Below are 23,726 nucleotides of genomic sequence, written 5' to 3' on the forward strand. Positions count from 1 at the left end.
GGCGTTCATCGCGCAGTCGGCGACCCCGAAGGGGGACGGGGCGGGCGAGGGGCCCGGGGGTGGTGCGGCGTCCGTGGCGACGGGTGGGACGGGCGAGGGCGGGCCCGCGACGGGAGGGACCGCTGAGGACGGGGGTGTCGGCGGCGGCCGGGGCTTGTCGTCGGGCTCGCGTGCCTCTTAAGGTGCTGATCATGCATTCGACTGTGCTGCCCCCTCCCGCCGCGTAGCACGGGCGGCGGCCTCCGAGGAACGAAAAACCGGTCCGGGCTCGCCCCGGGCGGGTCGCCGCTGCCCGTACACGGGACCACGCGACCACTCCACGGCGCTGGGCGCCGTGCCGGATCTCCCGGAGAAGCACAGTCATGCATGCCGTCTCTTCCCCTGCCCTGCCCGTGGGCCGGGGCCTGTTGTTCGTGACCGTCGCCGCGACGGCCTGGGGCACAGCGGGCGCGGCCGCCGCGCTCCTTTACCGCAGCAGCGGCCTGGGCCCCATCGCCCTCACCTTCTGGCGCACCGTCGGCGGCCTTCTGTTGTTGTTGGCCGCACGGGCGGTGCTGCGCCGCCGTTTCGCGGGTGCGCGGACTCCCGTCGTACGTTCGCAGGACCCGCTGCGGCGCCGCGTCCTGCGGATCGCCGTCACCGGGATCGCCCTGGCCGTTTTCCAGGCCGCGTACTTCGCGGCCGTCGAGGCCACCGGACTGGCCGTCGGTACGGTCGTGACCATGGGGGCCGGGCCCGTCCTCATCGCGCTCGGCGCGCGGGTCACCATGGGCGAACGGCTCGGTGCCGGTGGAGTCCTGGCGGTCGTCGGGGCCCTGTGCGGGCTGGCCGTACTGGTGCTCGGCGGGGGCGGCGCAGGTGCGGTACGGCCCGCCGGGGTCGCCCTGGCGCTGCTGTCCGCGGCCGGCTGCGCCGTGATGACGCTGACGACCCGCCGTCTGGGGCGGTCCGGGTGCGCCTCCGACCCGTACGGTTCCACGATCAGCGCCTTCGCCGTCGGGGCCGTGTGCCTCCTGCCGCCGGCCGTGGCGGAGGGGTGGTTGCCGCAGGCACACGAACTGGCCCGCAGCCTCTGGCTGATGGGCTACATCGCCGCCGTACCGACCGCACTGGGCTACGGCCTGTACTTCGCGGGCCTGGCCGCCGTACGCGCGGCCACGGCGTCGGTGATCTCGCTGGTCGAGCCGGTGTCCGCGGCGGTGATCGCGGTGCTCTTCCTGGGCGAGGAGGTGACGGCGGGGACCGCTGTCGGCACGGGCGTACTGCTCGCGGCCGTCGCGGGCCTGGCCGTCTCCGAGGCGCGGGGCGCGGTGGCGGCCCGTACGGGCACGACGCGGCCGGCGGAGGTGCGCTGACCGGAGCGTGAACGGGGGCGGGGGACGGGCGCCAGTGCTCGCCCGTCCCCGTCCCCGTCTCCGTCTGCCCCGGGCCGCCGCAGCGGCGTGTCCCGTGTCCCGAGCCCGTCAGGCGCGCCCGGCCGCCAGCCGTCGCAGCTGGTGGGCGCGGGCCTGGGCGTCGCGGGGCGCGTCCCGTTCGGCCAGGCGCTCGGAGATGCGCTGCTGCACGGCCTCGCTCCGCTTGCCCGCGTACTTGAACTTGGCCCGCACGTCCGTGACTTCCAGCCGCAGCCCGCGGATGCCGGGCAGCAGGCGCCCGTACGGCGGGCCGTCCGCGGTGACCGGCGCGGAGCCGCCCTCGGGCTGGAAGTGCCCCATCTGGCGCGCCAGCAGGGCGGCCTTCTCCCGCGGGTCGTCCACGACATGGGCGGTGCATGTGAGCTGTACGGCGGCGTAGAAGCTGGTGGGGACGCCGTGCTCGGGCGGAATCTCCTCGGCGGCCTGCCACGGTCCGGGTATGAACACGTAGTCGTCCACGACGCTCAGCAGGACGGCCGGGGCCGCCTCCAGCGCCCGCCATATGGGGTTGGGGCGGGCGAGGTGCGTGACGGCTTCGCGGCGGGCCGCGTCGTAGGCGAAATGCAGGGGCTGGACGAGGGGCGGCGCGCCGGACGGACCGTTGACGGCGAGCTGGCCGAAGTCGTGGCCGGCCAGCCAGTCCTGCCACTCGGCGTCGTCGCCGGGCGCGTCCCACGGGTGGATCAGCATCTGGCTCTCCTTCGGTGCGTGGAGAAGACGGAGAGGTAGGCGGGTTCAGCGCGTGGAGAAAGCGGAGAGATAGGCGGGCTCGGCGATGTCGGGGGCGAGGTCGTCGGCCGGCACGGGGGCCCCGTACACGGGAGAGACCGGCAGGACGCCGCTCCAGTAGGGGAGCGAGAGGTCCTCGGCCTCGTCGATCGGACCACCGGCGCGGGTCTTGGCGGAGACCTCTTCCAGGTCGAGGCGGATGACGGCGGTGGCGGCCAGCTCCTTGGCGTTCGCGGGCCGGGAGTCGGCCGCGCGGCCGGGCACCACGTGGTCGACCAGGGCGTCGAGCGCGGCCGTCTTCTCATCGGGGTCGGTGACCTGGTGGGCGATGCCGTGGACGACGACGCTGCGGTAGTTGATCGAGTGGTGGAAGGCGGACTTGGCCAGGACCAGGCCGTCGACGTGGGTGACCGTGACACACACGGGCAGCCCCGGGTCGGCGGCCTCGCCGGCCATGCGCAGCGGGCGCGATCCGGTCGAGCCGTGGAGGTAGAGGCGGTTGCCGACCCGGCCGTAGAGCGTGGGCAGGACGACCGGGGCGCCGTCGCGGACGAAGCCGAGGTGGCACAGGTGGCCGGCGTCGAGGATGGCGTGCACGGTCTCGTGGTCGTAGGCGGCGCGCTCGCGGGAGCGGGTGGGCACGGTGCGCTCCGTCGGGGCGAAGGACGGGGCCTGGGGCGCTTGGGTCATTGCGAACTCCATTGCACTAGTGCATAATAAATTTTGTGCTAGGAGAGTATCGGATCGAAGGGCGGCGCGCATCGGAGATTGCCGCCAGCGTCGAGCGAGCCGTCGGTGCGGGCGAGCTCCAACCGGGGGAAGTCCTGCCCCCACTGCGGGAGTTGGCCGTCTATCTGGAGGTCAATCCCAATACGGTGGCGTCCGCGTACCGGACGCTTCGGGACCGTGGCGTGATCGAAACGGCCGGCCGCCGTGGCAGCCGGGTGCGCCCGCGGCCGGCCAGTACGGCCCGCGAGGCGGCGCTGGGCCCCGTGCCGCCCGGCGTGCGCGACGCGTCCGCCGGCAATCCCGACCCGGCCCTGCTGCCCGCCCTCGGGCAGGCGCTGGCCGTGGCCGCCGCCCGCAGCGCGGAGCGGCCCACGCTGTACGGTGCCCCTACTGTCGGCACGGAGCTTGAGCGGCTGGCCTGTTCGGCCTTCGAGGCGGACGGGGTGCCGAGCGGTTCCATCGCCGTCACCTCCGGTGCGCTGGACGCGATAGAGCGCGTGCTCGGCGTGCATCTGCGCCCTGGAGATTCGGTTGCCGTGGAGGACCCCGGCTGGGGCAGCCTGCTGGATCTCATCCCGGGCCTCGGGCTGCGGGCCGTGCCGGTCGCGGTGGACGACGACGGGCCGCTTCCCGAGCAGGTCCGCCGGGCGGTGCGTGAAGGCGCGCGGGCCCTGGTCGTCACGGACCGGGCGCAGAATCCCACCGGCGCGGTGCTCGGCCCCGACCGGTCCCGCGAGCTGCGCGACGTGCTGGCGGACCACCCGGACGTCCTGCTCATAGAGGACGACCACGGTCATGACATCGTCGACCTCCCGCTGCACCCCCTCGCGGGCGCCACGGACCACTGGGCGCTCGTCCGCTCCACGGCCAAGGCGTACGGCCCCGATCTGCGACTCGCCGTCCTGACCGGCGACGCCGAGACGGTGGACCGGGTGCGGGGGCGCCAGCGGCTCGGCCCCGGCTGGGTGAGCCATCTGCTCCAGGACGCGGTGGTGCACCTGTGGGACACGGGAGCGGTGGACCCGAAGGCCGTCGCGGACGCGTACGGCCGGCGCCGGGACACCCTGATCGGCGCCCTGGCGGCCCGCGGCGTCCGGGCCCGGGGGCGCAGCGGCATGAATGTGTGGATCCCGGTTCCCGACGAGACCGGCGCCGTCGCCCGACTGCTGCACGCGGGCTGGGCCGTCGCACCCGGCGCCCGCTTCCGTATGCACTCACCCCCCGGTATACGCGTCACGATCGCGGGCCTCGCGGAGGACGAACTGCTGACCCTCGCGGACGCCATCGCCTCCGCCGTCGAGCCGAAGGAGGCCCGCCGCTACGACTGAAACCATTGCGAGACGCAGGCGCGTGGGCGCGATTCTCGTGGCGCGGCCCATCGGGGGACGGGCCGGGGGCCGGCGGCGAGCGGGGCGGGGCCGGGGGTGCGTGGAGTCGGGAGTGCGCAGGTCCGAGGGCCCGCAGGGGGGAGGCGTGGAAGGCGTAGGTCTGTGAGTCCGCAGGCCCGGAAACGTACGGACTTGGAACTGAGCAGGCCGGAACCGTACAGACCCGGAACGTACGGAGTCGGAGCCGCGCGGAGCCGGGAGCCCGCGGGTCCGTGGACCGGGAAAGGCTGTAAGGAGCCACAAGAGGGGGAAAACCGATGCTGGTTACTATCGCACGATGCCTGATCAGAGCTTTCTTGTTCGTGGTCCGCGGGTGGCCGTTCGGCGGCTCTCCTCGCGGGACCGGGAGGAGATCGCGGTCCTGGACCGTGAGAGCGCCGAGCTGCACCACCCGTGGGTCCCCGCGCGGGAGACCACCGAGGAGGCCTTTCGCGCGTACGTGGCCAAGTTCGACCGGCCCACCCACGAGGGATTCGTGGTCTGCCTCCGTGACAGCGGCGCGATCGTCGGCGGCGTCAACATCAACAACATCGTGCGGGGCGGCATCCAGAGCGGCGCTCTCGGCTACGTCGCCTACGCGTCCACCGCCGGGCGCGGCTATATGACCGAAGGCGTGCGCCTCGTCGTCGAGTACGCCTTCGCCGAGCTGGGGCTGCACCGGCTGGAGGCCAACGTCCAGCCCGGCAACGCCTCCTCCGTCAGGCTCGTCGAACGGCTGGGGTTCCGGCGCGAGGGCTATTCCCCGCGCTTCCAGTACGTGGACGGTGCGTGGCGGGACCACGAGCGGTGGGCGGTCACGGCCGAGATGACCGGGTACGCGGCCGGGGCGAGCGGCCCCGGCGGGGGCGGCTCTGGGTGAGTGCGGCGCCCGCCAGGACGATCAGCGCGCCGACGGGGGTGTTCCAGCTGAGCTGTTCACCGAGCAGCGCGACACCCGCCGTCGTGGCGATCACGGGCACGAAGTAGGTGACCATCTGGGCGGTGGTGGGGCCCACCTCCGCCACCAGGCCGTACTGCAGCAGGAAGGCGAATCCGGTGCCCAGGGCGCCGAGCGCGACGACCGCCAGGAGGGGGCCGAGCGGGAAGGAGGCAGGAGCGGAGGTGAAGAGCGCGGTCACCACGCCGACCTGGACGGTGGCGAGGAGCATCTGGGTGCCGGAGAGGGCGACGTGGGAGTCCGCGGCGCCGGCGAGGGTGCGCCGGACGTAGATCCAGCCGACCGGGTAGCTCAAGGACGCGCCCAGGGCCATCGCCGTACCGGCCGGATCCGTACCGGAGAAGCCCTGCCAGGCGCCGAGCACGGTCAGTACGCCCAGGAAGCCGAGGCCGAGCCCCGCGACGCGTCGACGGGTGGGCCGGTCCTCGGAGAGGGCGACCAGCGAGAGGGCCATGCCCCACAGCGGGGAGCTGGCGTTGCAGATACCGGCCAGGGTGGAGGGGATGGTCAGTTCGGCGTAGGCGAAGAGGGTGAAGGGGAGGGCGTTGAGGAAGAACGCGGCGACCGTCAGATGACCCCAGGTCCGTGCGGAGCGGGGCAGCCGCTCACGCTTGACCACCAGTACGGCGACGAGCACCGCCGTACCGAACGCGAGCCTGCCGAACGTCACTTGCAGGGGCGCGTACCCCTGCGTGCCGACCTTGATGAAGAGAAAACTGAAGCCCCAGACCAGGCACAGGATGCCGAACCGCAGTCGCCAGTCGAGGCCGCGGCGCCGCGCCTTCCTCGGGGCGGAGGTGGAGGTGGGAGCGGAGGTGGTGGCTGAGGTGGTGGCCGCGGCGGCGGGGGCGGTGCCGGCAGGGGAATCGGCGTCGGACGAGGGCAGAGGTGCGGGAGCCATAGTGGCTCCGGAAGGCGCGGCGATGCTCATGAGACCCACGATGCTGCGCGGCATTTCTTAGCACAAGCAATATTCCGTGGACCCATCGCTTAGCATTGCTTATGTGTTGAACCTCGATCGTTTGCGGACCCTGAGCGCGGTGGCCCGGCACGGCTCGGTGAGCGCGGCGGCGGACGGACTGCATGTGACGACCTCCGCCGTGTCGCAGCAGATTGCCAAGCTGGAGCGCGAGACGGGCCAGCAGCTGCTGGCCAAGAACGGCCGCGGCGTACGGCTGACCGACGCCGGGCGGCTGCTCGCCGACCACGCCGTGCGCATCCTCTCGCAGGTGGAGCTGGCCCAGGCCGAGCTGGAGGCGCACCGCGGCCAGGCCGTCGGTGAGCTGCGGCTCGGCGCGTTTCCCACCGCGGCACGCGGTCTGTTTCCCACCGCGTTGGCCGCGCTCCGTGCCCAGCATCCGCAACTCCGCCCGCAGCTGCGCGAGATGGAGCCGGACGTGTCGGTACGGTGTGTGGTGCAGGGCGACATCGACCTGGGCGTCGTCCTGGACTGGCACAACCGGCCGCTCTCGCTGCCCGACGGGCTGGCGAAGGCGCCGATCCTGGACGACCCCGCCGACGTGGCCATGCCGGCCAGTCATCCCCTGGCCGGCCGCGACTCCGTCGAACTGGCGGACCTCGCCGACGACGAGTGGGTCTCCTGGCCGCAGGGCGAGTTCTGTCACGACTGGCTGATGTTCACCCTGCGTGGTCAGGGCGTCGAGCCGCGCCTCGCGCACATGGCCGAGGAGCACCACACCCAACTGGCGCTGATCGGGGCGGGCCTGGGCGTCGCGGTGGCTCCCCGACTGGGGCGCGGGCCGGTACCGGCGGGGGTCAGCGTGGTGCCCGTACGGCACACGATGCGGCGGCACGTCTACGCGATCTGGCGCGCCGACGCCGACCGGCGGCCGTCCATCCGTGCCGCGGTGGCCGCATTGCAGGCGGCGGGGAAGGATCTTGAAAGCAGCTGACGGTCGCTGATGGCCATTGACGTTGCTGAAGGCCGGGGCGGGGCAGGGGGCTGCGGCCAGGGGGCGGGGGTTGGGCCACGGGGGCGGAGCTCCGGCCCGGGCAGTGGCGCGTAGGGGAAGCGGAGCAGCTGGGCGGTGGTTCATAGTCCGGTCTGTGCCTCGGGGCGGCCGTTCCGGGCCCCGCTTTCGGAGGACAGGCCCACCCGCAACCAGCGCATTTCGCGGGATGATCCGCGCAAGCCGCCGCAGGGTGGCGGGCGTTATGTGCAACTGATGCAGGAGGCCGTGGCCCAGCGGCAGTACGGGCGGCGTTCCGGTGGCCGCCGTCCGTCCGCCTGCGGCGTCACGTCGGCCTGCAACAGGCTCGGAGACGTGCCGAATCCGTGCCGCGTGCAGGCCCGGGCCGCACGGTCGCTGGAGTGCACCGTCATGCGTCCGCGGACCTGCTCGTATGCGAGTTGAAGCACCGCGTCGATGAGCCGTCCGCCGAGACCGCCGTCCCGCTCGCCCGGAATTCACGTACACGCACTGCACATCACCCGGCGCGCGGCCCTGGGCACTGGGAGCCGGTACGCGCCGGGGGACCGCCGGCCACGCCATGCCGATGGCCGCCTCGTCGCGGACCCGGACCATGACCAGCGGGGTCACCCGGTCGCTCTCCGGCCGCCGGGCGGCGGGACGATGCCCCGGATGATTCCGAGGTCCAGTAGATCCTGTGGACGCACGCGGAGTTGACCGGCCGTGTCGCGCACCGCGTCCGCGTCGCGCTTGAGGATGGCGGCCGCCGCTTCCGGGGCGATGACGGAGAAGTAGCTGTCCGGCGTCGCCCACAGGCCGCCCGGCGCCGCCAGGGCCAGCGCCCCGCCGGAGCCGCCTTCCCCGATCAGCAGCGAGGTGACGGGCGTGCGGACCGAGGCCAGCGCGGCGAAGACATCCGCGATGGCCGCGCCGGCGCCCGCCCGTTCGGCTGCCGGGTCGTTGGCGGCGCCCGGGGTGTCGATGAGCGTGAGCACCGGTATGCCGAGCCGGTCCGCCATACGGACCAGCCGGGCGGCCGTACGGAAGCCCGCGGGGCGCACGGCGGTGCCGCACTGGGCGGCGAACGCGATCGTGCGCCCGTCGCGCAGGCCGAACCCGCAGCGCAGGCCCGGGTCCGTACCGCCGCAGCGGTCACCGTTGATCTCCTCCCGCCAGTCGAAGTACGCGTCCAGATACGCCGCGGCGCGCGGACGCCGCTCGTCGCGGGCCGAGCACACCGCGTCCCAGCCGGATGCCGGAAGCCCGGACGCCCCGAGCGCGGCCGGGGGCGGCGCCGCAGACGGAGACGGTGTCGAGGGCGGGGACGGCGCGGATTCTGCGGCCGGGGCGGTGCTCGCTTCGGGAGACAGCAGGCGCAGCCAGCGGCCGAGCACCGCGCGCAGCCGGTCCGGCGGGACGACGGCGTCGATCTGTCCGGCCGCCAACTGGCCTTCGGCGCTGTACGCGTACGGGTCGGCGTCCACCGGCCGTACGCGGGAGCCCGCGAAGCCGATCTGCGCGCCCGGCAACGCGAGTACGACGTCGGCGCCCGCGCCGAGCGTCGCCCAGCCGCCGCCGGTCGTCGGATCGCGGACCACGGCGACCTGCGGCAGCCCCGCGGCCCGGTTCAGCGCGGACTGGGCGGCCACCCGCTGGAGCTGGGTGAGGGCCCGCATCCCTTCCTGCATCCGGCTGCCGCCGGTGGCGATCAGTGTCACGACCGGCAGGCGCAGTTGCCGTGCGCGGGTGTAGGCCGCCACCAGCCGGTCGCCCGTGCGCTCACCGAGGGAGCCGCCGAGGAAGCCGAACTCGAAGGAGACGAGGACCGTCGGCACACCCGCGATCCGGGCGGTCCCGCTGATCACGGACTCGCGCTCACCGGTCCGCTCCCGCGCCCGCTGCCGCGCGGAGCCGTACCCGTCCCATCCGAGCGGCCCGTCGTCGTACGACACGCCGGACGTCCCGGCGGAGCCACCCGCCCCGGCGGAGCCCGCCGAGCCACCCGCATCCGCCGAGCTGCCCATCCCGGCGGAGCCACCGGCCCCGGCGGAGCCCCCCGTCCCGGCCGAGCCGACCGTCCCCGCCATCCCTGCCGACGGCTCCGCCCCAGGCTCCGATCCCGGTCCCGGCCCCGTCTCTGGCCCAGGTCCCGGCCCCGGTTCCGTTTCCTGTGCGGCGAACTCGTCGAAGGTGTCCGTCACCACGGCCACCGCCTCGCGCGCGGACCAGCGCGGGGACGGCCCCGCCGGCACCGACCGGCCGCCCGCGACGCCGCTCCCCGCGACGCCGCCGGCCCCCGTGCCGGCACGTTCCGCGTCTTCGCCGCCCCGGCCTTCGCCTGCCCCGCCGGAGGCCCCCTGTGGCGCGTCGCTACGCACGGAGTTCCCGTTTCAGCACCTTGCCCATGTCGTTGCGCGGCAGGGCGTCGATGAAGTGGACGACGCGCGGGCGCTTGTGCGGCGCGAGCTGCCGGGCCACGTGGTCGACGAGCTCGGAAGCGGACGGCCCGGCGGCGCCGTCCGCCACCGGCGCGGGTACGATCCAGGCGACGATCCGCTCGCCCAGATCCTCGTCCGCCTCGCCCGTCACGGCGGCCTCGCCGACGCCCGGGTGTTCCAGCAGGGCGTTCTCGATCTCACCCGCGCCGATCTTGTAGCCACCGCTCTTGATCAGGTCGGTGGCCTTGCGCCCCACGATGCGGTAGTTGCCCGCCGCGTCGCGGGTCGCCATGTCGCCCGTACGGAACCAGCCGCCGTCGAAGGCCGCGGCGGTGGCGTCCGGGCGGTTGAGGTACTCGACGAACAGGTTGGGGCCGCGGACCTGGATCTCGCCGACCGTCTCGCCGTCGCTCTCCTCGATGGCCTGGCCGGACTCGTCGACGAGCCGGACGTACACACCGGGCAGCGGCACGCCGACGGTGCCGGGGGCGGGCTCGCCGTCGGCCCGTACGCTCGTGTTCATCAAGGTCTCGGTCATGCCGTACCGCTCGACGACGCGGCAGCCCGCGGCGGCGGCGAGCCGGTCGTGATCGCTGCGCGGCAGCGCCGCCGAGCCGGACACCAGGAGCCGGGCCCGGCCCAGCGCCTTGGCCAGCGCCGGGTTCTCGCCCGCCTCGACGGCCAGGCGGTGGTACATCGTCGGCACGCCGAACAGCATCGTGCCGTTCGCGGTCAGCTCCCGGATCACGCCCTCGGTGCTGAACCTCCCCAGGTGGTGCACGCTGCCGCCGCGCCGCAGCGGCCCGAGGACGCCCAGCACGAGGCCGTGCACATGGAACAGCGGCAGGCCGTGCACGAGCACGTCGTCGGCCGTCCACTGCCAGGTCTCCGCCAGCGCGTCCAGGGTGTGTGCGACGGCCCGGCGGGGGATGACGACTCCCTTGGGCGGCCCCGTCGTGCCGGACGTGTAGACGATCAGGGCGGCGGTCTCGGGGCCCGGCTCGTACGGCAGCGGCGGCACCTCCTCGTCGTCGGCGGTCGGCTCGACGTCGAGGCGGGGGAGGGCGGCCAGCGCGCCGGGCAGCTCGGCGTCCGGCTCGGCGAGCACGAGCGTCGGCGCGCTGTCCGAGACGATGTGCGCCAGCTCGCTCTCGCCGATCTTCGGGTTGACGGGCACGGCGGGCACCCCGGCGAGCAGCGCGGCCACCACCGCCACGGACGTCTCCAGGCTGGGCGTGGCCCAGACGGCCACCCGGTTCTCGCCGCCTAGGCGCTCGGCGAGCCGGCACGCGACCGCGGCCAGTTGCCGATAACTGAGCGCACGCTCGCCGAAGCGCAGTGCGGGCTGCGGCGACGCGTCGCTCAGCGCCGGAAAGAGCACGTTCACCAGGTCTCCCTCGTCCTCGTCGTCCCACGTCGGTGCCGACCCCGACCCTGCCCGGGCGGGCCGACACCCACCACTTTGGCAGAGACCACCGACAACGCGATCACGCGGCGCCACGTGCGGGCACGACGAGGCCGCGCCGCGTCGGGTGCGGTGGTGCCCGGCGCGGCCCGTTCACCCCGCCATCTTGCGGAAGTCCCAGGAAACGACGGACTCCGGGACCAGCCGCAGCCAGGCGTGCCGGCCGTCGTGCGGCATCCGCTCCAGGCCGAAGTACTTGGTGGCGAACAATCGTTCCGCCGCGTCGAGTCCCGCCGCGTCGACCCCCGTCACATCGGGTCCCGCCGCGTCGAGTTCCGCACCGGCGTTGCCCACGCGCGGCGCCTCGCCGACGACGGCGGCGCTGCCGCTCAGCTCCACCCCGCGCAGCTCCCCGTAATCGTGCCCGTCGTCGACGACCACCGCGATCCGCGGGTTCTTCCGCAACTGGGCCCACCGCTTGCTGCGGGTGATCGAGTACAGCCAGAGCGCCGTACCGTCCCAGGCGAACCACAGGGCGCCGACGTGCGGCGTGCCGTCCGCGCCCACGGTCGCCACCCGGCACGTACGCTGCTCGGCCAGGAAGGCGTCCCGTTCGTGCGGCGTCATCATGATGCGACGCCCGCGCCGCTGTGTGCCGGTCATCCCTCGTGCACCTCCGGATCGGACCTGACTGGGTGTCAGGAATCATGCGGTCTCTTCCGTACCGGCGCAATGGCGGCTACGCTCACGCGGCCCACGGCACAGCGTGCGACGGAAGGGACGAACCGATGGCATCGGGCGCGCGCCTCTTCGAACAGACCGATCCGGCGACGACGGCGCTGCTCACCGTCGAGTGCCAGCGCGGCGTCGTGGGGCCGGACGCCGCGCTGCCGGAACTGGCCGAAGCGGCCCGCGCGTCCGGTGCGCTCGGCCGGGTGGCCCGGCTGGTCGGCGCCGCGCACGAGGCGGGCGTCCAGGTCCTGCACGCCGTCGCCGAACGCCGCCCCGACGGCCGGGGCGCCAACCGCAACGCGCGCCTGTTCGCCGCCGCCGAGCGCCTGCCCGTACAGCAGCTCGCCGGTACCACCGCGGTACGGATCGCCGACCCGGTCCCGGTCTCCGACGACGACCTGATCGTCCGCAGGATGCACGGCCTGTCGCCGATCGCCGGTACGGACGTGGACCCCCTCCTGCGCAACCTCGGCTGCCGCACGCTCGTCATCGCCGGGGTGTCGGCGAACGTGGCGATCCCCAACGCCGTCTTCGACGCGGTCAACCTCGGGTACACGGCCGTGGTGCCCGCCGACGCCATCGCCGGTGTGCCCGCCGACTACACCGCGGCGATGGTCCGCCACACCCTCGCCCTCGTCGCCACCGTCACGACCACCGGCGACCTGCTCTCCTGCTGGCGGCGGCCAGGCCGCCCCGAGGGCCCGGCACACCTGGTCAGCCCAGTGTGATCGCGCCGCCCTCGACGCTCACCTCGGCCGCCGGGAGCCCCTGGGTGGCGGGCCCGTTGCGTACGCTGCCGTCGGTGATGGCGTACTTGCTGCCGTGGCAGGGACAGTTGATCGTGCCGTCCGCCACCTCGTTGACCAGGCACCCCTGGTGCCGGCACACCGCCGAGAACGCCTTGAACCGGCCCGGGGCGGGCTGTGTCACCACGATCTTGCGGTCCTTGAAGACCTTGCCGCCGCCCTCGGGAATGTCCGCGGTCTTCGCCAGCACGTTCCCCGCCGGGCCCCCGGCGCCGGTGTCCGCGCTCCCGGAGCCCGCGCCGCCGCCGTCCTGCGACCCGCCGCCCCCGGACTTCTCGGGCGGCGCGGACGACGCGCTGTCGCCGTACCCGTCCGAGCCGCTCCCGCATGCCGCGAGCACGGCGGCCAGTCCCGCCGCGCCGGCCGCCGTGACGACCGTACGGCGCGCCGTTCCCGCGCCCGCCCGCCCCGCTGATGTCCGCTGAGTCATGGTGTGCCTCCGGATGTCGGTGCCTCGCCCGCCTTCGGGGCGCCGCGTGCCGTGAGCGGTGCGTGCCACGTGGTCCGTGCGTCCCCTGGGCGTGTGGAAGTTCCATACGGACGGAAGCGAGCGGGCGTTCAGCGCATGCCGAGGGCGGCGCGCAGGAAATCACGTTCGAAGCGGAGCAGGTTCTCGGTGACCGCCGTGTCAGCGGGCGCGTGGCCCGCTCCGGGGAGTGGCAGCACGCTGTGCCGTCTGCCTGCGGCCAGCAGTTCCGCGGAGAAACGCAGGGTGTGTGCGGGAGCCACGTTGTCGTCCGCCAGTCCCTGTACGAGGAGCAGCGGGCGGCGCAGCAGATGGCCGTGGCCCACCAGGGAGGAGCGCGCGTAATGCTCCGGCTCCTCCTGGGGGTGGCCGAGATAGCGCTCCTTCCAGTGGGTGTCGTACAGCCGCTGGTCCGTGGGCGGGGCACCGGCGACCGCCGCGTGGAAGACGTCGGGACGGTGCAGTACGGCAGCGGCGGCCAGGAAGCCGCCGAAGGACCAGCCGCGGATCGCCACGCGTGACAGGTCGAGGCCGGCGAAGCGTGCGGCGGCCGCGTGCAGGGCGTCGGTCTGGTCCTCCAACGCGGGGGTGAGCTGGTCGCCGTGGACGGCCTTCTCCCATGCCGGGCCTCTGCCGGGGGTGCCGCGGCCGTCCGTGACCAGTACGGCGAAGCCCTCCTCGGCGAACCACTGCGCCACGCAGGCGAACCAGGCGCGCGCCCGCACCGCGAGCTGGATGCCCGGGCCTCCGTACGGGGCGAGCAGTACCGGCAGCCTGCCCGTACCCGTACCCGTACCCGTACCCGTACTTGTACCCGCAGCCGCAACCGTACCGGTACCCGTATTCGTACCCCTACCGGGCTCGTACCAGGAAGGCAGGTACAGCGCGCTGTGCAACTCCCGCTGCCCCAGGACGAGGTGTTGCGGCCGCGGGCCGACGACCGGTTCCTCACCGAGCGAGACGATGGGCGTGGAGGACACTGAGGGGGCAGAGGTCAGGGAAGGGGAAGGCGTGGAGGGCGCGTCCGGCCCGGCGGCGCATACGACGGCCACCGGCCCGTCCGGAGTGTCGCCGCTGAGGACCGCCGTGCCACCCCCGACGGCGGCCGTGAACACGCCCGGCCCCTCGCTCAGCCGGGACAGGCCGTCTCCCGGGGCCCATCGCCACACATGGACCGTCGTCGGCTCCTCGCCTGCGGTGAACCACACCTCTTCACCCTCTACGGCGACGACTCCGCGCACCTGTAGTCCGGGCGGTGTGACGGTCCTGCCGCCCACGTTCAGATGGCGGGTGCCGGGCGTGTCCTCGGGCAGGACCAAGGCCCCCGAGGCCGTACGGGCCGGGGTGCCCGGCACGATCTCCGTCCAGGCCGGATCGGTGCGCTCGTGCAGCACTTCGGCCGCGCCCGTGCCCGCGTCGGCCGACAGGGTGCGCAGCGTCCGCTGGTCGCGGCTCTGTACGCCGACGAGCGGTCCGTGCACGTCCCAGCCGGCGCTGACGAGGTATTCGTACGCGATCCGGTCCCACACCACCTCGACGCCCCGCCCGCCGGAGGCGTCCACCGGCACGATGTGCAGTGACACCTGCGCGTTGGCCGTCCCGGCCGAGGGGTACGCGATCACGCGCGGCTGCTGCTGAGGCCGTGCCGGGTCGCTGATGTGGCGCCGCTCCACACCGGACGTGTCGGCCCTGGCCACTAAGAGGCGGCGGCTGTCCGGGGCCCACCAGAAGCCGCGCGAGCGGCCCATCGACTCGGCCGCCACGTACTCGGGCAGCCCGTAGGTGACGTCCGGGCCGTCCGGGGCGGCCAGTTGCCGGTCCGCCCCGCTCTCCAGGGCGACGACGTGCAGCGATCCGCCGGTCACGTACGCGACGAACCGCCCGTCCGGAGAGGGCCGGGGATCGACGGCCGGACCGGCGGCCGGAACGCGGAAGGGAGCGCCTCTGTCCGTGCGGACCACCCACAACGCGCCGGAGAGCGCGCAGGCCGCGACGCGCGCCGCCGCATCGGTCGCGTACGCCACCACGCCGGTGGCGTGCTCCCGGGCCCGTTCCCGGCGCACCCGTTCCGCCTCGGGCAGCGGCCCCTCCGTAGCCGACTTCCCTCCCAGGCGTACCGGGTCGAGCAGCACCCGTTCCGCCCCGCCCTCGTACAGCCACAGCCGGCCCACGGGGTCCCTGCTGCCGCCGGTACGGACGAACAGGACGCGGTGGCTGTCCGGAGAGACGCTGAACTGGCGCGGCACACCGAGGGAGAAGCGCCGGGTGCGCGCGAACTGCTGGGGGAACGCGGAGGCATCGGCAAGGGCCATGACGGGACTCTGACATCCGCCCGCCCCGGCTTCCAGGGCTTTCGTGCTCCGGCGGCGGGCCGGTGGGCGGTCACCGGACAACGGCACGACGAAGCCCCGCGGACGGGGGAACCGCGGGGCTTCGTTCGACAAGTGTACATGTGTTCAGGTGTTATGTCCTGGTGAGGACCTCGCGCGGTGGCGCGCCGACGGGCAGCTGGAGTTCGTGCGCCGGGCCGACGGCCAGGTCAAGGTCCGCGGATTCCGCGTCGAACCGGCCGAGGTGGAGGCCGCGCTCACCGCGTTCCCCGGGGTGTCGCAGGCCGTGGTGGTCGCGCAGGAGGGGGTGCGGCTCGTCGGTTACGTGGTGGTGGCGTCCGGCACGCCCACCGCGGAACTCGGCGCCTCGCTCCGGGCGTTCGTCCGTACCCGCCTGCCCGAATTCATGGTTCCGGTGGCTGTCGTGGTCCTGGACGGGATACCGCTGACGGCCAACGGCAAACTGGACCGGGCCGCGCTGCCCGCCCGCCCCCGCGTTCGTCTCTGGACCGGATCGGCCCGGTGCTCGCCGAGGCCCTGTCGCGCCGCCTGGGCGAGCCGGGTTGAGCGAGCACGGCCGGCGGCGTCCGGCTGAACGCGTCCGCCTGAGCGGGTCCGCCTGAGCGGGTCCGCCTGAGCGGGTCCGCCTGAGGGATGGGCCGCTCGCGCACCGCCCGGCATCGGACGCCGTGTCCTTCGCCCATGCGCTCCGGCCCATGGGCGAAGGCCCGTCCGGTCAGTCCGCCGCCGGCCGCCCTTCCTCCCGGCTCGACCGGGACCAGGTGAGCCCTTCGAGCTGTTCGATGCTCTGGTTGAACTCGATCAGCAGCCGGACGAACTGTTCGGTCTTCTCGTCCGGCCAGCCCGACGCCTTGATGAGGCGCGTGGTCCCGGCGCGGCTGATGGCGCGGTCGGCCGCCAGGCGTTCCAGGCCGAGGGCGGTGGGACGGAACCTGCGGGCCATGCCGCCGTCGGGGTCGGGGATGCGTTCCACGAGACCGTTCCGGAGCATGGCGCTGACCTGGCGGTTGATGGTCGATACGCCGACCTGGAAGGTGTGCGCCAGCTCCTTGAGCGTGAGCGGTTCGCCGACCTCCAGGCGGGTGAGCAGGACGTAGGCGGAGCGTTCCAGGCTCTGTCCGATGCGGGGGCCCCGCGAGGCGACGAAGTGCCGGGACAGCAGGGTCAGCTCCCGCTCCAGGTCGCTCAGCCGGCGCTCTTGTTCACTCATCTTCTTGGTTCCTCTTCCGCCTCGGTTCCCCCTCATCATCGCGCATCGCCGTGCGCTCCCGGGCGGCCGCGCGACCACCTTTGTGCATCATGCACATCGTATGTATCGTGCACATCATGTGCATGGTGCTCATGGTCATGGAGCGCCGTGGCTGTCCATCGACGTACGACGCGTGGAGTCCCGTATGAGCGCAGACCGGCCCGAGGAAGATCCCGTCGTCACCTATCCGGTGACGCGGACGTGCCCCTTCGACCCGCCCGCCGGATTCGCCCGGCTCCGCGCCCGCCCCGGGCTGGTGCGCACCCGGGCGCTGGAGGACGGCCGCCCCTGGCTGGTCACCCGCTACGACGACGCGAAGGCCGTCCTCGCGAGCCAGGACTTCTCGGCGCGCCTGGACAGTCCGGGCTTTCCGCTGTTCAGCCCCACCGACGTCCAGCAGCGTGACGACCGGGTCGAGAGCCTCATCCGCAGCGACGACCCCGATCACCTCACCCGGCGGCGCCGGCTGACCCGGCACTTCACGGTCAAGCGGGTGCACGCGATGCGCGAGGAGATCCAGCAGGTCGTCGACTCCGCGCTCGACGACCTCCTCGACGCGGGACCGCCCGCCGACCTGGTCGCGCTGGTCGCCCGTCCGATCCCGTCCCGGGTCATCTGCCTGCTGCTCGGCGTGCCCTACGCCGACCACCGCTTCTTCCAGCAGGCCGCCGCCCGTGCCCTGGCCGGGAACGCCGACCCTGCCGACGTACGGGCGGCCCTGCGCGAGCTGGGCGACTACCTGGACGCCCTCGTGCGGGACAAGGCGCGCGCACCCGAGGACGACGTGCTGTCGCAGCTGATACGCGACTTCCTGCTGCCGGGTACCCTCGACCGGGCGGAGCTGGTCAACATCGCGATGACGCTGCTCGTCGCCGGGTTCGAGACCACCGGCAACATGATCGGCCTGGGTACGGCGCTCTTCCTCCGGCACCCCGGCCAGCGGGACCTGTTCCTGGCCGGCGACGAGACGCTCCAGGCCGGCGCGGTGGAGGAACTGCTGCGCCATCTCTCCGTCGCCCAGCACCCGCGCCAGCTCGCCGTCCGCCGCGGGACGACCGTGGCGGGCTGCGCCCTGGAGCCCGGCGACGGCGTGCTGATCTCTCTTCCCTCGGCCAACCGGGACCCGGAGGCGTTCGACGATCCGGACGTCTTCGACGTGCGCCGCCCCGCGCGCGGCCATCTCGCCTTCAGCCACGGCACCCACCAGTGCCTCGGCCAGGCGCTGGCCCGGCTGGAACTGCTGCTGACGTTCCGCGCCCTGTTCACGCGGGTGCCCACGCTGCGCCTGGCCGACGGCCCGAACCGCCCGGGCGACCCGGGCGGTTCGGGCGGCTTCGACGTCAAGGCGCACAGCCGCGTCCACGGCCTCGGCTCACTCCACGTCGCCTGGTAGGAGGCACACCCCATGAAGATCACGATTGACGAGGACAAGTGCGTCGGCGCGGGCCAGTGCGTGCTGGTCGCTCCCGAGGTGTTCGACCAGCGGGACGAGGACGGGGTCGCCGTCCTGCTGACCGAGGAACCACCGGCCGCGGCACACGGCGAAGTCGACGAAGCCGCGCGTATCTGCCCCGCCGCGGCCGTCCTGGTGGACCGCCGGTGAACCGGCCCGTACGCGACGCCGGTGTACCCGTACGCGCCCGTACGGCGGGACCGGGCGCGGTCACCGCCGTGATCGCGCTGAGCGGTGTCGTGGTGTCGCTCATGCAGACGCTCGTCGTACCGATCATTCCGCAGCTGCCGCGCCTGCTGCACGCCGCGCCGTCCGACGCGTCCTGGGTGATCACCGCCACGCTCCTCGCGGCGGCCGTGGTCACCCCCATCTCCGGGCGCCTGGGCGACATGTACGGCAAGCGCAAGGTCCTCGCCGCCAGCCTGGCCGCGCTCGTCGTGGGCTCCGTGCTGTGCGCCCTGTCCGGCAGCCTCGTCCCGGTGATCACCGGGCGGGTGCTGCAGGGACTGGCCACCGGCGTGATCCCGGTCGGCATCAGCCTGCTGCGGGACGAACTGCCCACCGCGCGCGTCGGCGGCGCCGTGTCGCTGGTCAGCGCCAGCCTCGGCGTCGGCGGCGCGATCGGCCTGCCCGTCTCCGCCGCCGTCGTCCAGTACGCGCACTGGCACGTCCTGTTCTGGCTCTCCGCCGCACTGGGACTGGTGTGCCTCGTGCTGACGCTGGCCCTTCTGCCCGAATCCGCCAACCAGGCACCCGGACGGTTCGACGTCCCCGGCGCGGCCGGGCTCGCCGCCGGCCTGGTGTGTCTGCTGCTGCCCGTCACCAAGGGCGGCGACTGGGGCTGGACGAGCGGCACCACCCTCGGACTGTTCGCGGCAGGCACCGCCGTCCTGCTGCTCTGGGCGGTCTACGAGACGCGCGTCCCCCAGCCACTGGTGGACCTCCGCGTCACCGTGCGCCGGCCGGTGCTCTTCACCAACCTGGCCTCCGTACTCGTCGGCTTCGCCATGTACGCGATGTCGCTGACCCTGCCGCAGCTGCTCCAGTCGCCCGAGGCCACCGGCTACGGGCTGGGCCGGTCCACGCTCGCGGCGGGCCTCGCGCTGGCGCCGGGCGGCCTGGTCATGATGGCCCTGTCTCCCGTATCCGCCCGCATCACCGCCCGGCACGGCGCCCGCGCGGCGCTCCTGATCGGCGTGGCCGTCATCGGCGTCGGCTACGGCGCGGGACTCCTGCTGATGTCCCAGGTGTGGCAGATCGTCGTCACCGCGATGCTGGTCAGCGCGGGCGTCGGCATCGCCTACGCCGCCATGCCCGCCCTGATCATGGGCGCCGTGCCGGTGACCGAGACGGCGTCCGCCAACGGCGTCAACGCGCTGATGCGTTCCATCGGCACCTCCACGTCCAGCGCCGTGATGGCCGCGATCCTGGCCAGTACGACCATGCGTCTCGGGCCCGTCGAAGTACCGGCCGAGCAGGGTTTCCGGATGACCTACGTCGTCGCGATGGCCGCCGCGGCCGCCGGCCTCCTCCTCACCCTCGCCGTCCCGCGCGCTCCCCGCCCCACCGCACCGCAGGACACCGCACCGGAACCGGCGAACGCCCGGACCGCCACCGGAAGTCCCTGAAACACCCGCCCACCACGTAAGGAACACCCGATGGAACGCCTCAAGGACAAGGTCGCCGTCATCACCGGCGCCGGCAGCGGCATCGGCAGGTCCGCCGCCGAACTGATGAGCCGGGAAGGCGCCCGGGTCGTGGTCGCCGACCACAACACCCGGGGCGCCGAGGAGACCGCCGCGCTCGTCGAGGCGGCCGGCGGGCGGGCGCTGCCCGTCACCGTGGACGTCACCGACGAGGACTCGGTAGCCGCCATGGTCGCCGCGGCCGTCGGCGAATACGGCGCGTTGCACGTGCTCTGCAATCACGTCGGCGGGACGGACCCGCGCAAGGACCTGGACCTGCTGCGCATGGACATGGACGAATTCGACCGGGCCGTCGCCCTCAACGTGCGCAGCACCCTCCTGGGGACGCGGCACGCCGTACCGCACATGATCCGCGCGGGCGGCGGGTCCGTCATCAACACCGCCTCCGTCGCCGCGCTGGTGGGCGACGTCCTGCAGACTTCCTACGGCGCCGTCAAGGCCGCCGTCGTCAGCCTCACCAAGTCGGTCGCCGTCCAGTACGGGCCGCGGAACATCCGCTGCAACGCCATCGCCCCCGGCGCCGTCATGACCCCCGCCCTGGAGAACAACCTGCCCGAGGACGTCGTCGAAGCCCTCAAGAAGGGCAACGCCCTGCCCCGGCTCGGCACACCCGAGGACATCGGCCACACCATGGTCTTCCTCGCCTCCGACGAGTCCCGCTACCTCACCGGACAACTCCTGGTCGTCGACGGCGGCATGACCATGCAGTCGTCCGCCGCCCCCGGACGGCGCGCGATGCTCCCCTGATGACACCGGCCGTGGCCCACCGCCCAGGGGCCGGGCGTCCGGCACTGTGGGAGGGTGGCCGGGTGACGACGCTGGAGGATCTCGTCCGGCTGCGCCGGGCCCGCGACCTGATGGACCGCGACTACGCGAAGCCGCTCGACGTACCGGCGCTGGCGCGGGTCGCCCTGATGTCGGCGGGCCACTTCTCCCGCAGCTTCCGCGCCGCATTCGGGGAGACGCCGTACAGCTATCTCATGACACGCCGGATCGAACGGGCCAAGGCGCTGCTGCGGCGGGGCGACCTGACGGTGACGGAGGTCTGCTTCGCGGTCGGCTGTACCTCGCTGGGGTCGTTCAGCTCACGGTTCACCGAGCTGGTCGGCGAGAGCCCGAGCGCGTACCGGGACCGCGACCATGGCGCGGGCGCCGCCGTCCCCGCCTGCCTCGCCAAGATCCACACCCGACCGGTCAGGAACGGAGAAGCCGGACCGACGCTCCGTCCGTAACGTGGACGGCATGGACATCAGCCTTTCGCAGTGCTTCATCGCCGTCGACGACCACGACCGGGCGCTCGCCTTCTACCGGGACGTACTCGGCCTGGAGGTGCGCAACGACGTCGGGTTCGAGGGGATGCGCTGGGTGACCGTCGGCGCGCCGGACCAGCCCGGTGTGGACATCGTCCTCGAACCGCCCCTCGCCGACCCGAACGCCTCGCCCGCCGACCGGAAAGCCATGGCCGAACTCCTGGCCAAGGGAATGCTGCGCGGCGTGATCTTCTCGACCGGCGACTGCGACGCCACCTTCGAACGCATCCGCGCCGCGGGCGGCGAGGTGCTGCAGGAACCGGTCGACCAGCCGTACGGCGTCCGCGACTGCGCCTTCCGCGACCCGGCCGGCAACATGCTGCGCTTCACCCAGCCCCGGCGGCGGTGACATCGCCGGCCCGCTCCCTCCTCCTACCGCCCCCCACCCCTCTCCGGACGAAAGAGCACCCACAGGAGAAAGGGCCCGCCGAGCACGCTGGTGACCACGCCGACGGGGATCTCGACGGGGGCGATCACCCGGCCCAGTGCGTCGGCGCCGGCGATCAGGGCGCCGCCCACCAGGCCGGAGGCCAGTACGGGGACCCGGGTCCGGCCGCCGAGGCGGTCGGCGAGGACGGGGGCGGCCAGGGCGACGAAGGCGATGGGACCGCCGATGCCCGCGGCGGTGCCCGACAGGAGCACCGCCAGGGCCAGGGCGAGGGCGCGTACCCGGCGGACGGGTACGCCGAGCCCGGCGGCGGTGTCGTCGTCGAAGCGCAGCAACTGCAGCCGGTTTCCGGCGGCGAGGGCGAACGGGAGGAGGACGAGCAGGACCAGCAGCAGGGGCGTGCCCACCGACCAGTCCCGCCCGTTGAGGCTGCCGACCGTCCACAGGAAGACGCCGCCGGCGGTGTTGTCGTTCTGGCGGGACATCACGAGGTCGGTGACGGCGCCGACGACGGTCGAGACACCGATGCCGACGACGAGGACGCGGTGGCCCCGGTGGCCCGCGCCGCCCGCGCACAGGACCACCAGCGCGGCGGCCAGCACCGCGCCGGCCGGGCCGAGCCACCACTCGCCGATCATGCCGGTGGACGAGCCGACGACGGAGGCGACGACGGCCGCGGTGGCGCCTTCGTTCACGCCGATGATGTCGGGGGTGGCGAGCCGGTTGCCGGCGAGGGTCTGGGTGAGGCAGCCGGCGATACCGAGCGCCGCGCCGACCAGGACGCCGACCGCGATCCGGGGCAGCCGGAAGTCCTGGACCAGCATCACCGTCGCAGAATCGCCCGTGCCGAACAGGCCGGAGAGCGTCTCGGCGAAGCTCATGCCGGTGGAACTGGCGAAGGTGCCCAGCACGACGAGGGCCAGGATCACGGCTGCGAGTGCCGTCGCGACCAGCGCGCCCCGGCGGGGGAAGAGCCAGGAGAAGGCGCCGGTCCGTAGGACGAGGGTGTCGGGCGGCGTCACGGGCGGGGCGGGCGTCTGCGGGGCGTCCGCTGTCGGGTCCGTCATGCCGAGCCTCCCGCCGTGGACATCCGCCGGGAGCGGGCGATCCAGATCAGCAACGGCCCGCCGACGAAGGCGAGGAGCACGCTCACGGGAGTCTCCCAGGGGCGGATGGCGACGCGGGCGAAGATGTCGGCCGCGATCATCACGTCGGCGGCGATCAGCGCGGAGAGGGCGAGCTGCGCGGCGATGCGCGGGCCGGTGACGGCGCGTGCGGCATGCGGGGCCAGCAGACCGAGGAAGGCGATCGGGCCGGCGATCGCCACCGCCGACCCGGCCAGCAGGGTCACCGCCCCGGCGACGACCACCCGGATCAGGCCGGGGCGGTGCCCCAGCGCCCGCGCGCCGTCGTCGCCGAGCGCCAGGGCGGCCAGCGGACGGGCGGCGCCGAAGGCGACCAGCAGGCCGGCCGCGATGAGCGGGACCAGCGGGTAGGTGTCCGAGGTCTTGACGCCGGCGAGGGAGCCGATGGTCCAGTAGCGGAAGGTGTCGAAGGTGGACTGGGTGCTGAGCAGGACGTACGAGGTCATGCCGTGGAAGGTGGCGCCGAGCGCGGAGCCGGCGAGCACCAGCCGCAGCGGCGACGCGGCGGCCCGGCCCGAGGCGGCCAGGAGCAGGACCACCGCGCTGGCGGTCATGCCGCCGGCGAGCGCCCAGCCCAGCAGGGCGTAGGAGGAGTCCACACCGAAGTAGGTGAGGCCGACCACGACGCCCAGCGCGGCGCCCGAGTTCACGCCGAGCAGGCCGGTTTCGGCCAAAGGATTGCGGGTGACGGCCTGGAGGAGGCAGCCCGCGGCGCCGAGGGAGACACCGACGAGGACGGCGGCGAGGGTGCGCGGCAGCCGCACGTCCAGTACGGCGAGCCGGAGTTGGGCGTCGGCGCGGGCGGTGGGGTCGCCCGTGAGGAAGTCCCACGCGCGCGCGATGGGGCTGGACCCGGTGCCGATGAGCAGGGACAGCACCGTCAGGCCGGCCAGCAGCACGGTCAGGGCGACCGCGGCGGTGAGGATGCGCCGTCGATGGCCGGACGCCCTGGGGGGAGGAGGTTCGGCACCGTCCACGAGGGCCCCGGTCTCTTGCGCAACCAACATAAGGTTAGCCTAACCTAAGGCCTTGTCGGGGCTGCTGCCGCCTGACGAACCCGGAACCCCCGGGATCTCGGGCGTGCCCCGGGACAGCCGTTCCGTCAAACGCCACCCCGGCGCCGGACTTCACCTCTCGGAGACTACAGA

Annotated in this window: 22 protein-coding genes and 1 pseudogene; 12 read left to right on the forward strand and 11 right to left on the reverse strand. The window is 73.6% G+C overall.

Annotated elements, in window-relative coordinates:
* The first annotated feature begins 362 nt into the window (after nucleotides 1-362).
* On the forward strand, nucleotides 363-1,355 hold the full coding sequence (locus ACFV57_RS40265) for a DMT family transporter (protein WP_385243465.1): 993 nt from the start codon (nucleotides 363-365) through the stop codon (nucleotides 1,353-1,355).
* Nucleotides 1,356-1,463: 108 nt separating this feature from the next.
* Here ACFV57_RS40265 and ACFV57_RS40270 read toward each other — a convergent pair whose 3' ends face one another.
* Both ACFV57_RS40270 and ACFV57_RS40275 read right to left on the reverse strand, forming a co-directional pair.
* Complete coding sequence (locus ACFV57_RS40270; protein ID WP_385243467.1) at nucleotides 1,464-2,105, reverse strand: FMN-binding negative transcriptional regulator; 642 nt, start codon at nucleotides 2,103-2,105, stop codon at nucleotides 1,464-1,466.
* Between the two features lie 45 nt (nucleotides 2,106-2,150).
* Nucleotides 2,151-2,834 carry a pyridoxamine 5'-phosphate oxidase family protein gene (locus ACFV57_RS40275; RefSeq protein WP_385243470.1) on the reverse strand — a complete coding sequence of 228 codons (684 nt, stop codon included), beginning with the start codon at nucleotides 2,832-2,834 and terminating at the stop codon, nucleotides 2,151-2,153.
* 35 nt (nucleotides 2,835-2,869) lie between these two features.
* Here ACFV57_RS40275 and ACFV57_RS40280 point away from each other — a divergent pair, with 35 nt between their 5' ends.
* Together ACFV57_RS40280 and ACFV57_RS40285 are read left to right on the forward strand one after the other, a co-directional pair.
* Complete coding sequence (locus ACFV57_RS40280; protein WP_385243473.1) at nucleotides 2,870-4,201, forward strand: aminotransferase class I/II-fold pyridoxal phosphate-dependent enzyme; 1,332 nt, start codon at nucleotides 2,870-2,872, stop codon at nucleotides 4,199-4,201.
* Nucleotides 4,202-4,538: 337 nt separating this feature from the next.
* Nucleotides 4,539-5,120, forward strand: a complete 582-nt coding sequence (locus ACFV57_RS40285; protein ID WP_385243475.1) for a GNAT family N-acetyltransferase — start codon at nucleotides 4,539-4,541, stop codon at nucleotides 5,118-5,120.
* Here ACFV57_RS40285 and ACFV57_RS40290 read toward each other — a convergent pair.
* Nucleotides 5,056-6,099, reverse strand: coding sequence for a DMT family transporter (locus ACFV57_RS40290; RefSeq protein ID WP_385243478.1), 1,044 nt, complete (start codon nucleotides 6,097-6,099; stop codon nucleotides 5,056-5,058). The genes ACFV57_RS40285 and ACFV57_RS40290 overlap by 65 nt on opposite strands.
* A 103-nt stretch (nucleotides 6,100-6,202) precedes the next feature.
* Between ACFV57_RS40290 and ACFV57_RS40295 the strand changes: the two genes are divergently transcribed.
* Nucleotides 6,203-7,111 carry a LysR family transcriptional regulator gene (locus ACFV57_RS40295; protein ID WP_385243481.1) on the forward strand — a complete coding sequence of 303 codons (909 nt, stop codon included), beginning with the start codon at nucleotides 6,203-6,205 and terminating at the stop codon, nucleotides 7,109-7,111.
* Nucleotides 7,112-7,755: 644 nt separating this feature from the next.
* On the opposite strand, the gene ACFV57_RS40300 is transcribed toward ACFV57_RS40295, so the two are convergent.
* From ACFV57_RS40300 to ACFV57_RS40310, 3 genes are all read right to left on the reverse strand, one after another.
* Entirely contained in the window at nucleotides 7,756-9,153 is a 1,398-nt protein-coding gene (locus tag ACFV57_RS40300) for a carboxyl transferase domain-containing protein (protein ID WP_385243483.1), read from the reverse strand.
* Nucleotides 9,154-9,499: 346 nt separating this feature from the next.
* Nucleotides 9,500-10,954 (reverse strand): acyl-CoA synthetase, encoded by a 1,455-nt coding sequence (locus tag ACFV57_RS40305; RefSeq protein WP_385243486.1) that lies wholly within the window; start codon nucleotides 10,952-10,954, stop codon nucleotides 9,500-9,502.
* A gap of 171 nt (nucleotides 10,955-11,125) precedes the next feature.
* Nucleotides 11,126-11,635, reverse strand: a complete 510-nt coding sequence (locus tag ACFV57_RS40310; RefSeq protein ID WP_385243489.1) for a pyridoxamine 5'-phosphate oxidase family protein — start codon at nucleotides 11,633-11,635, stop codon at nucleotides 11,126-11,128.
* Nucleotides 11,636-11,760: 125 nt separating this feature from the next.
* Between ACFV57_RS40310 and ACFV57_RS40315 the strand changes: the two genes are divergently transcribed.
* Entirely contained in the window at nucleotides 11,761-12,432 is a 672-nt protein-coding gene (locus tag ACFV57_RS40315; protein ID WP_385243492.1) for a cysteine hydrolase, read from the forward strand.
* Here ACFV57_RS40315 and ACFV57_RS40320 read toward each other — a convergent pair.
* Together ACFV57_RS40320 and ACFV57_RS40325 are read right to left on the reverse strand one after the other, a co-directional pair.
* Nucleotides 12,419-12,940 (reverse strand): Rieske (2Fe-2S) protein, encoded by a 522-nt coding sequence (locus ACFV57_RS40320; RefSeq protein WP_385243494.1) that lies wholly within the window; start codon nucleotides 12,938-12,940, stop codon nucleotides 12,419-12,421. The two genes, ACFV57_RS40315 and ACFV57_RS40320, sit on opposite strands and share 14 nt — an antisense overlap.
* A gap of 128 nt (nucleotides 12,941-13,068) precedes the next feature.
* Nucleotides 13,069-15,288: a prolyl oligopeptidase family serine peptidase gene (locus ACFV57_RS40325; RefSeq protein WP_385243497.1), complete on the reverse strand. Its 2,220-nt coding sequence runs from the start codon at nucleotides 15,286-15,288 to the stop codon at nucleotides 13,069-13,071.
* A gap of 157 nt (nucleotides 15,289-15,445) precedes the next feature.
* On the opposite strand from ACFV57_RS40325, the pseudogene ACFV57_RS40330 reads away from it, so the two are divergent.
* A pseudogene (locus tag ACFV57_RS40330) lies at nucleotides 15,446-15,793 on the forward strand (hypothetical protein); the annotation flags it as partial.
* 249 nt (nucleotides 15,794-16,042) lie between these two features.
* On the opposite strand, the gene ACFV57_RS40335 reads toward ACFV57_RS40330, so the two are convergent.
* Nucleotides 16,043-16,537, reverse strand: coding sequence for a MarR family winged helix-turn-helix transcriptional regulator (locus tag ACFV57_RS40335; RefSeq protein WP_385243500.1), 495 nt, complete (start codon nucleotides 16,535-16,537; stop codon nucleotides 16,043-16,045).
* Nucleotides 16,538-16,721: 184 nt separating this feature from the next.
* Here ACFV57_RS40335 and ACFV57_RS40340 point away from each other — a divergent pair, with 184 nt between their 5' ends.
* From ACFV57_RS40340 to ACFV57_RS40365, 6 genes are all read left to right on the forward strand, one after another.
* Nucleotides 16,722-17,969: a cytochrome P450 gene (locus ACFV57_RS40340; protein ID WP_385243503.1), complete on the forward strand. Its 1,248-nt coding sequence runs from the start codon at nucleotides 16,722-16,724 to the stop codon at nucleotides 17,967-17,969.
* 12 nt (nucleotides 17,970-17,981) lie between these two features.
* Nucleotides 17,982-18,179: a ferredoxin gene (locus ACFV57_RS40345; protein WP_385243506.1), complete on the forward strand. Its 198-nt coding sequence runs from the start codon at nucleotides 17,982-17,984 to the stop codon at nucleotides 18,177-18,179.
* On the forward strand, nucleotides 18,176-19,657 hold the full coding sequence (locus ACFV57_RS40350; protein ID WP_385243509.1) for an MFS transporter: 1,482 nt from the start codon (nucleotides 18,176-18,178) through the stop codon (nucleotides 19,655-19,657). Before ACFV57_RS40345 ends, ACFV57_RS40350 begins: the two co-directional genes overlap by 4 nt.
* A gap of 30 nt (nucleotides 19,658-19,687) precedes the next feature.
* The gene (locus ACFV57_RS40355; protein ID WP_385243512.1) at nucleotides 19,688-20,482 is read left to right on the forward strand and encodes an SDR family NAD(P)-dependent oxidoreductase; all 795 of its coding nucleotides are present in this window, start codon (nucleotides 19,688-19,690) and stop codon (nucleotides 20,480-20,482) included.
* Nucleotides 20,483-20,592: 110 nt separating this feature from the next.
* Nucleotides 20,593-20,967: a helix-turn-helix transcriptional regulator gene (locus ACFV57_RS40360; RefSeq protein ID WP_385243533.1), complete on the forward strand. Its 375-nt coding sequence runs from the start codon at nucleotides 20,593-20,595 to the stop codon at nucleotides 20,965-20,967.
* A gap of 10 nt (nucleotides 20,968-20,977) precedes the next feature.
* On the forward strand, nucleotides 20,978-21,394 hold the full coding sequence (locus tag ACFV57_RS40365; protein ID WP_385243515.1) for a VOC family protein: 417 nt from the start codon (nucleotides 20,978-20,980) through the stop codon (nucleotides 21,392-21,394).
* Between the two features lie 23 nt (nucleotides 21,395-21,417).
* On the opposite strand, the gene ACFV57_RS40370 is transcribed toward ACFV57_RS40365, so the two are convergent.
* Together ACFV57_RS40370 and ACFV57_RS40375 are read right to left on the reverse strand one after the other, a co-directional pair.
* Nucleotides 21,418-22,500, reverse strand: coding sequence for a FecCD family ABC transporter permease (locus tag ACFV57_RS40370; RefSeq protein ID WP_385243518.1), 1,083 nt, complete (start codon nucleotides 22,498-22,500; stop codon nucleotides 21,418-21,420).
* Nucleotides 22,497-23,585, reverse strand: a complete 1,089-nt coding sequence (locus tag ACFV57_RS40375) for a FecCD family ABC transporter permease (RefSeq protein ID WP_385243521.1) — start codon at nucleotides 23,583-23,585, stop codon at nucleotides 22,497-22,499. Before ACFV57_RS40375 ends, ACFV57_RS40370 begins: the two co-directional genes overlap by 4 nt.
* Nucleotides 23,586-23,726 lie beyond the last annotated feature (141 nt).

It is taken from the genome of Streptomyces sp. NPDC059788 (assembly GCF_042732265.1).
In the GTDB taxonomy this organism is placed as follows: Bacteria; Actinomycetota; Actinomycetes; order Streptomycetales; family Streptomycetaceae; genus Streptomyces.

What these genes read in the sequence shown, in the direction of transcription:
- ACFV57_RS40315 (WP_385243492.1), top strand. Translation starts at nt 11,761, where the DNA reads ATGGCATCGGGCGCGCGCCTCTTCGAACAGACCGATCCGGCGACGACG.
- ACFV57_RS40355 (WP_385243512.1), top strand. Translation starts at nt 19,688, where the DNA reads ATGGAACGCCTCAAGGACAAGGTCGCCGTCATCACCGGCGCCGGCAGC.
- ACFV57_RS40340 (WP_385243503.1), top strand. Translation starts at nt 16,722, where the DNA reads ATGAGCGCAGACCGGCCCGAGGAAGATCCCGTCGTCACCTATCCGGTG.
- ACFV57_RS40290 (WP_385243478.1), bottom strand. Translation starts at nt 6,099, where the DNA reads ATGGCTCCCGCACCTCTGCCCTCGTCCGACGCCGATTCCCCTGCCGGC.
- ACFV57_RS40325 (WP_385243497.1), bottom strand. Translation starts at nt 15,288, where the DNA reads ATGGCCCTTGCCGATGCCTCCGCGTTCCCCCAGCAGTTCGCGCGCACC.
- ACFV57_RS40270 (WP_385243467.1), bottom strand. Translation starts at nt 2,105, where the DNA reads ATGCTGATCCACCCGTGGGACGCGCCCGGCGACGACGCCGAGTGGCAG.
- ACFV57_RS40310 (WP_385243489.1), bottom strand. Translation starts at nt 11,635, where the DNA reads ATGACCGGCACACAGCGGCGCGGGCGTCGCATCATGATGACGCCGCAC.
- ACFV57_RS40285 (WP_385243475.1), top strand. Translation starts at nt 4,539, where the DNA reads ATGCCTGATCAGAGCTTTCTTGTTCGTGGTCCGCGGGTGGCCGTTCGG.
- ACFV57_RS40345 (WP_385243506.1), top strand. Translation starts at nt 17,982, where the DNA reads ATGAAGATCACGATTGACGAGGACAAGTGCGTCGGCGCGGGCCAGTGC.
- ACFV57_RS40375 (WP_385243521.1), bottom strand. Translation starts at nt 23,585, where the DNA reads ATGTTGGTTGCGCAAGAGACCGGGGCCCTCGTGGACGGTGCCGAACCT.
- ACFV57_RS40275 (WP_385243470.1), bottom strand. Translation starts at nt 2,834, where the DNA reads ATGACCCAAGCGCCCCAGGCCCCGTCCTTCGCCCCGACGGAGCGCACC.
- ACFV57_RS40335 (WP_385243500.1), bottom strand. Translation starts at nt 16,537, where the DNA reads ATGAGTGAACAAGAGCGCCGGCTGAGCGACCTGGAGCGGGAGCTGACC.
- ACFV57_RS40370 (WP_385243518.1), bottom strand. Translation starts at nt 22,500, where the DNA reads ATGACGGACCCGACAGCGGACGCCCCGCAGACGCCCGCCCCGCCCGTG.
- ACFV57_RS40265 (WP_385243465.1), top strand. Translation starts at nt 363, where the DNA reads ATGCATGCCGTCTCTTCCCCTGCCCTGCCCGTGGGCCGGGGCCTGTTG.
- ACFV57_RS40320 (WP_385243494.1), bottom strand. Translation starts at nt 12,940, where the DNA reads ATGACTCAGCGGACATCAGCGGGGCGGGCGGGCGCGGGAACGGCGCGC.
- ACFV57_RS40360 (WP_385243533.1), top strand. Translation starts at nt 20,593, where the DNA reads ATGGACCGCGACTACGCGAAGCCGCTCGACGTACCGGCGCTGGCGCGG.
- ACFV57_RS40300 (WP_385243483.1), bottom strand. Translation starts at nt 9,153, where the DNA reads ATGGGCAGCTCGGCGGATGCGGGTGGCTCGGCGGGCTCCGCCGGGGCG.
- ACFV57_RS40365 (WP_385243515.1), top strand. Translation starts at nt 20,978, where the DNA reads ATGGACATCAGCCTTTCGCAGTGCTTCATCGCCGTCGACGACCACGAC.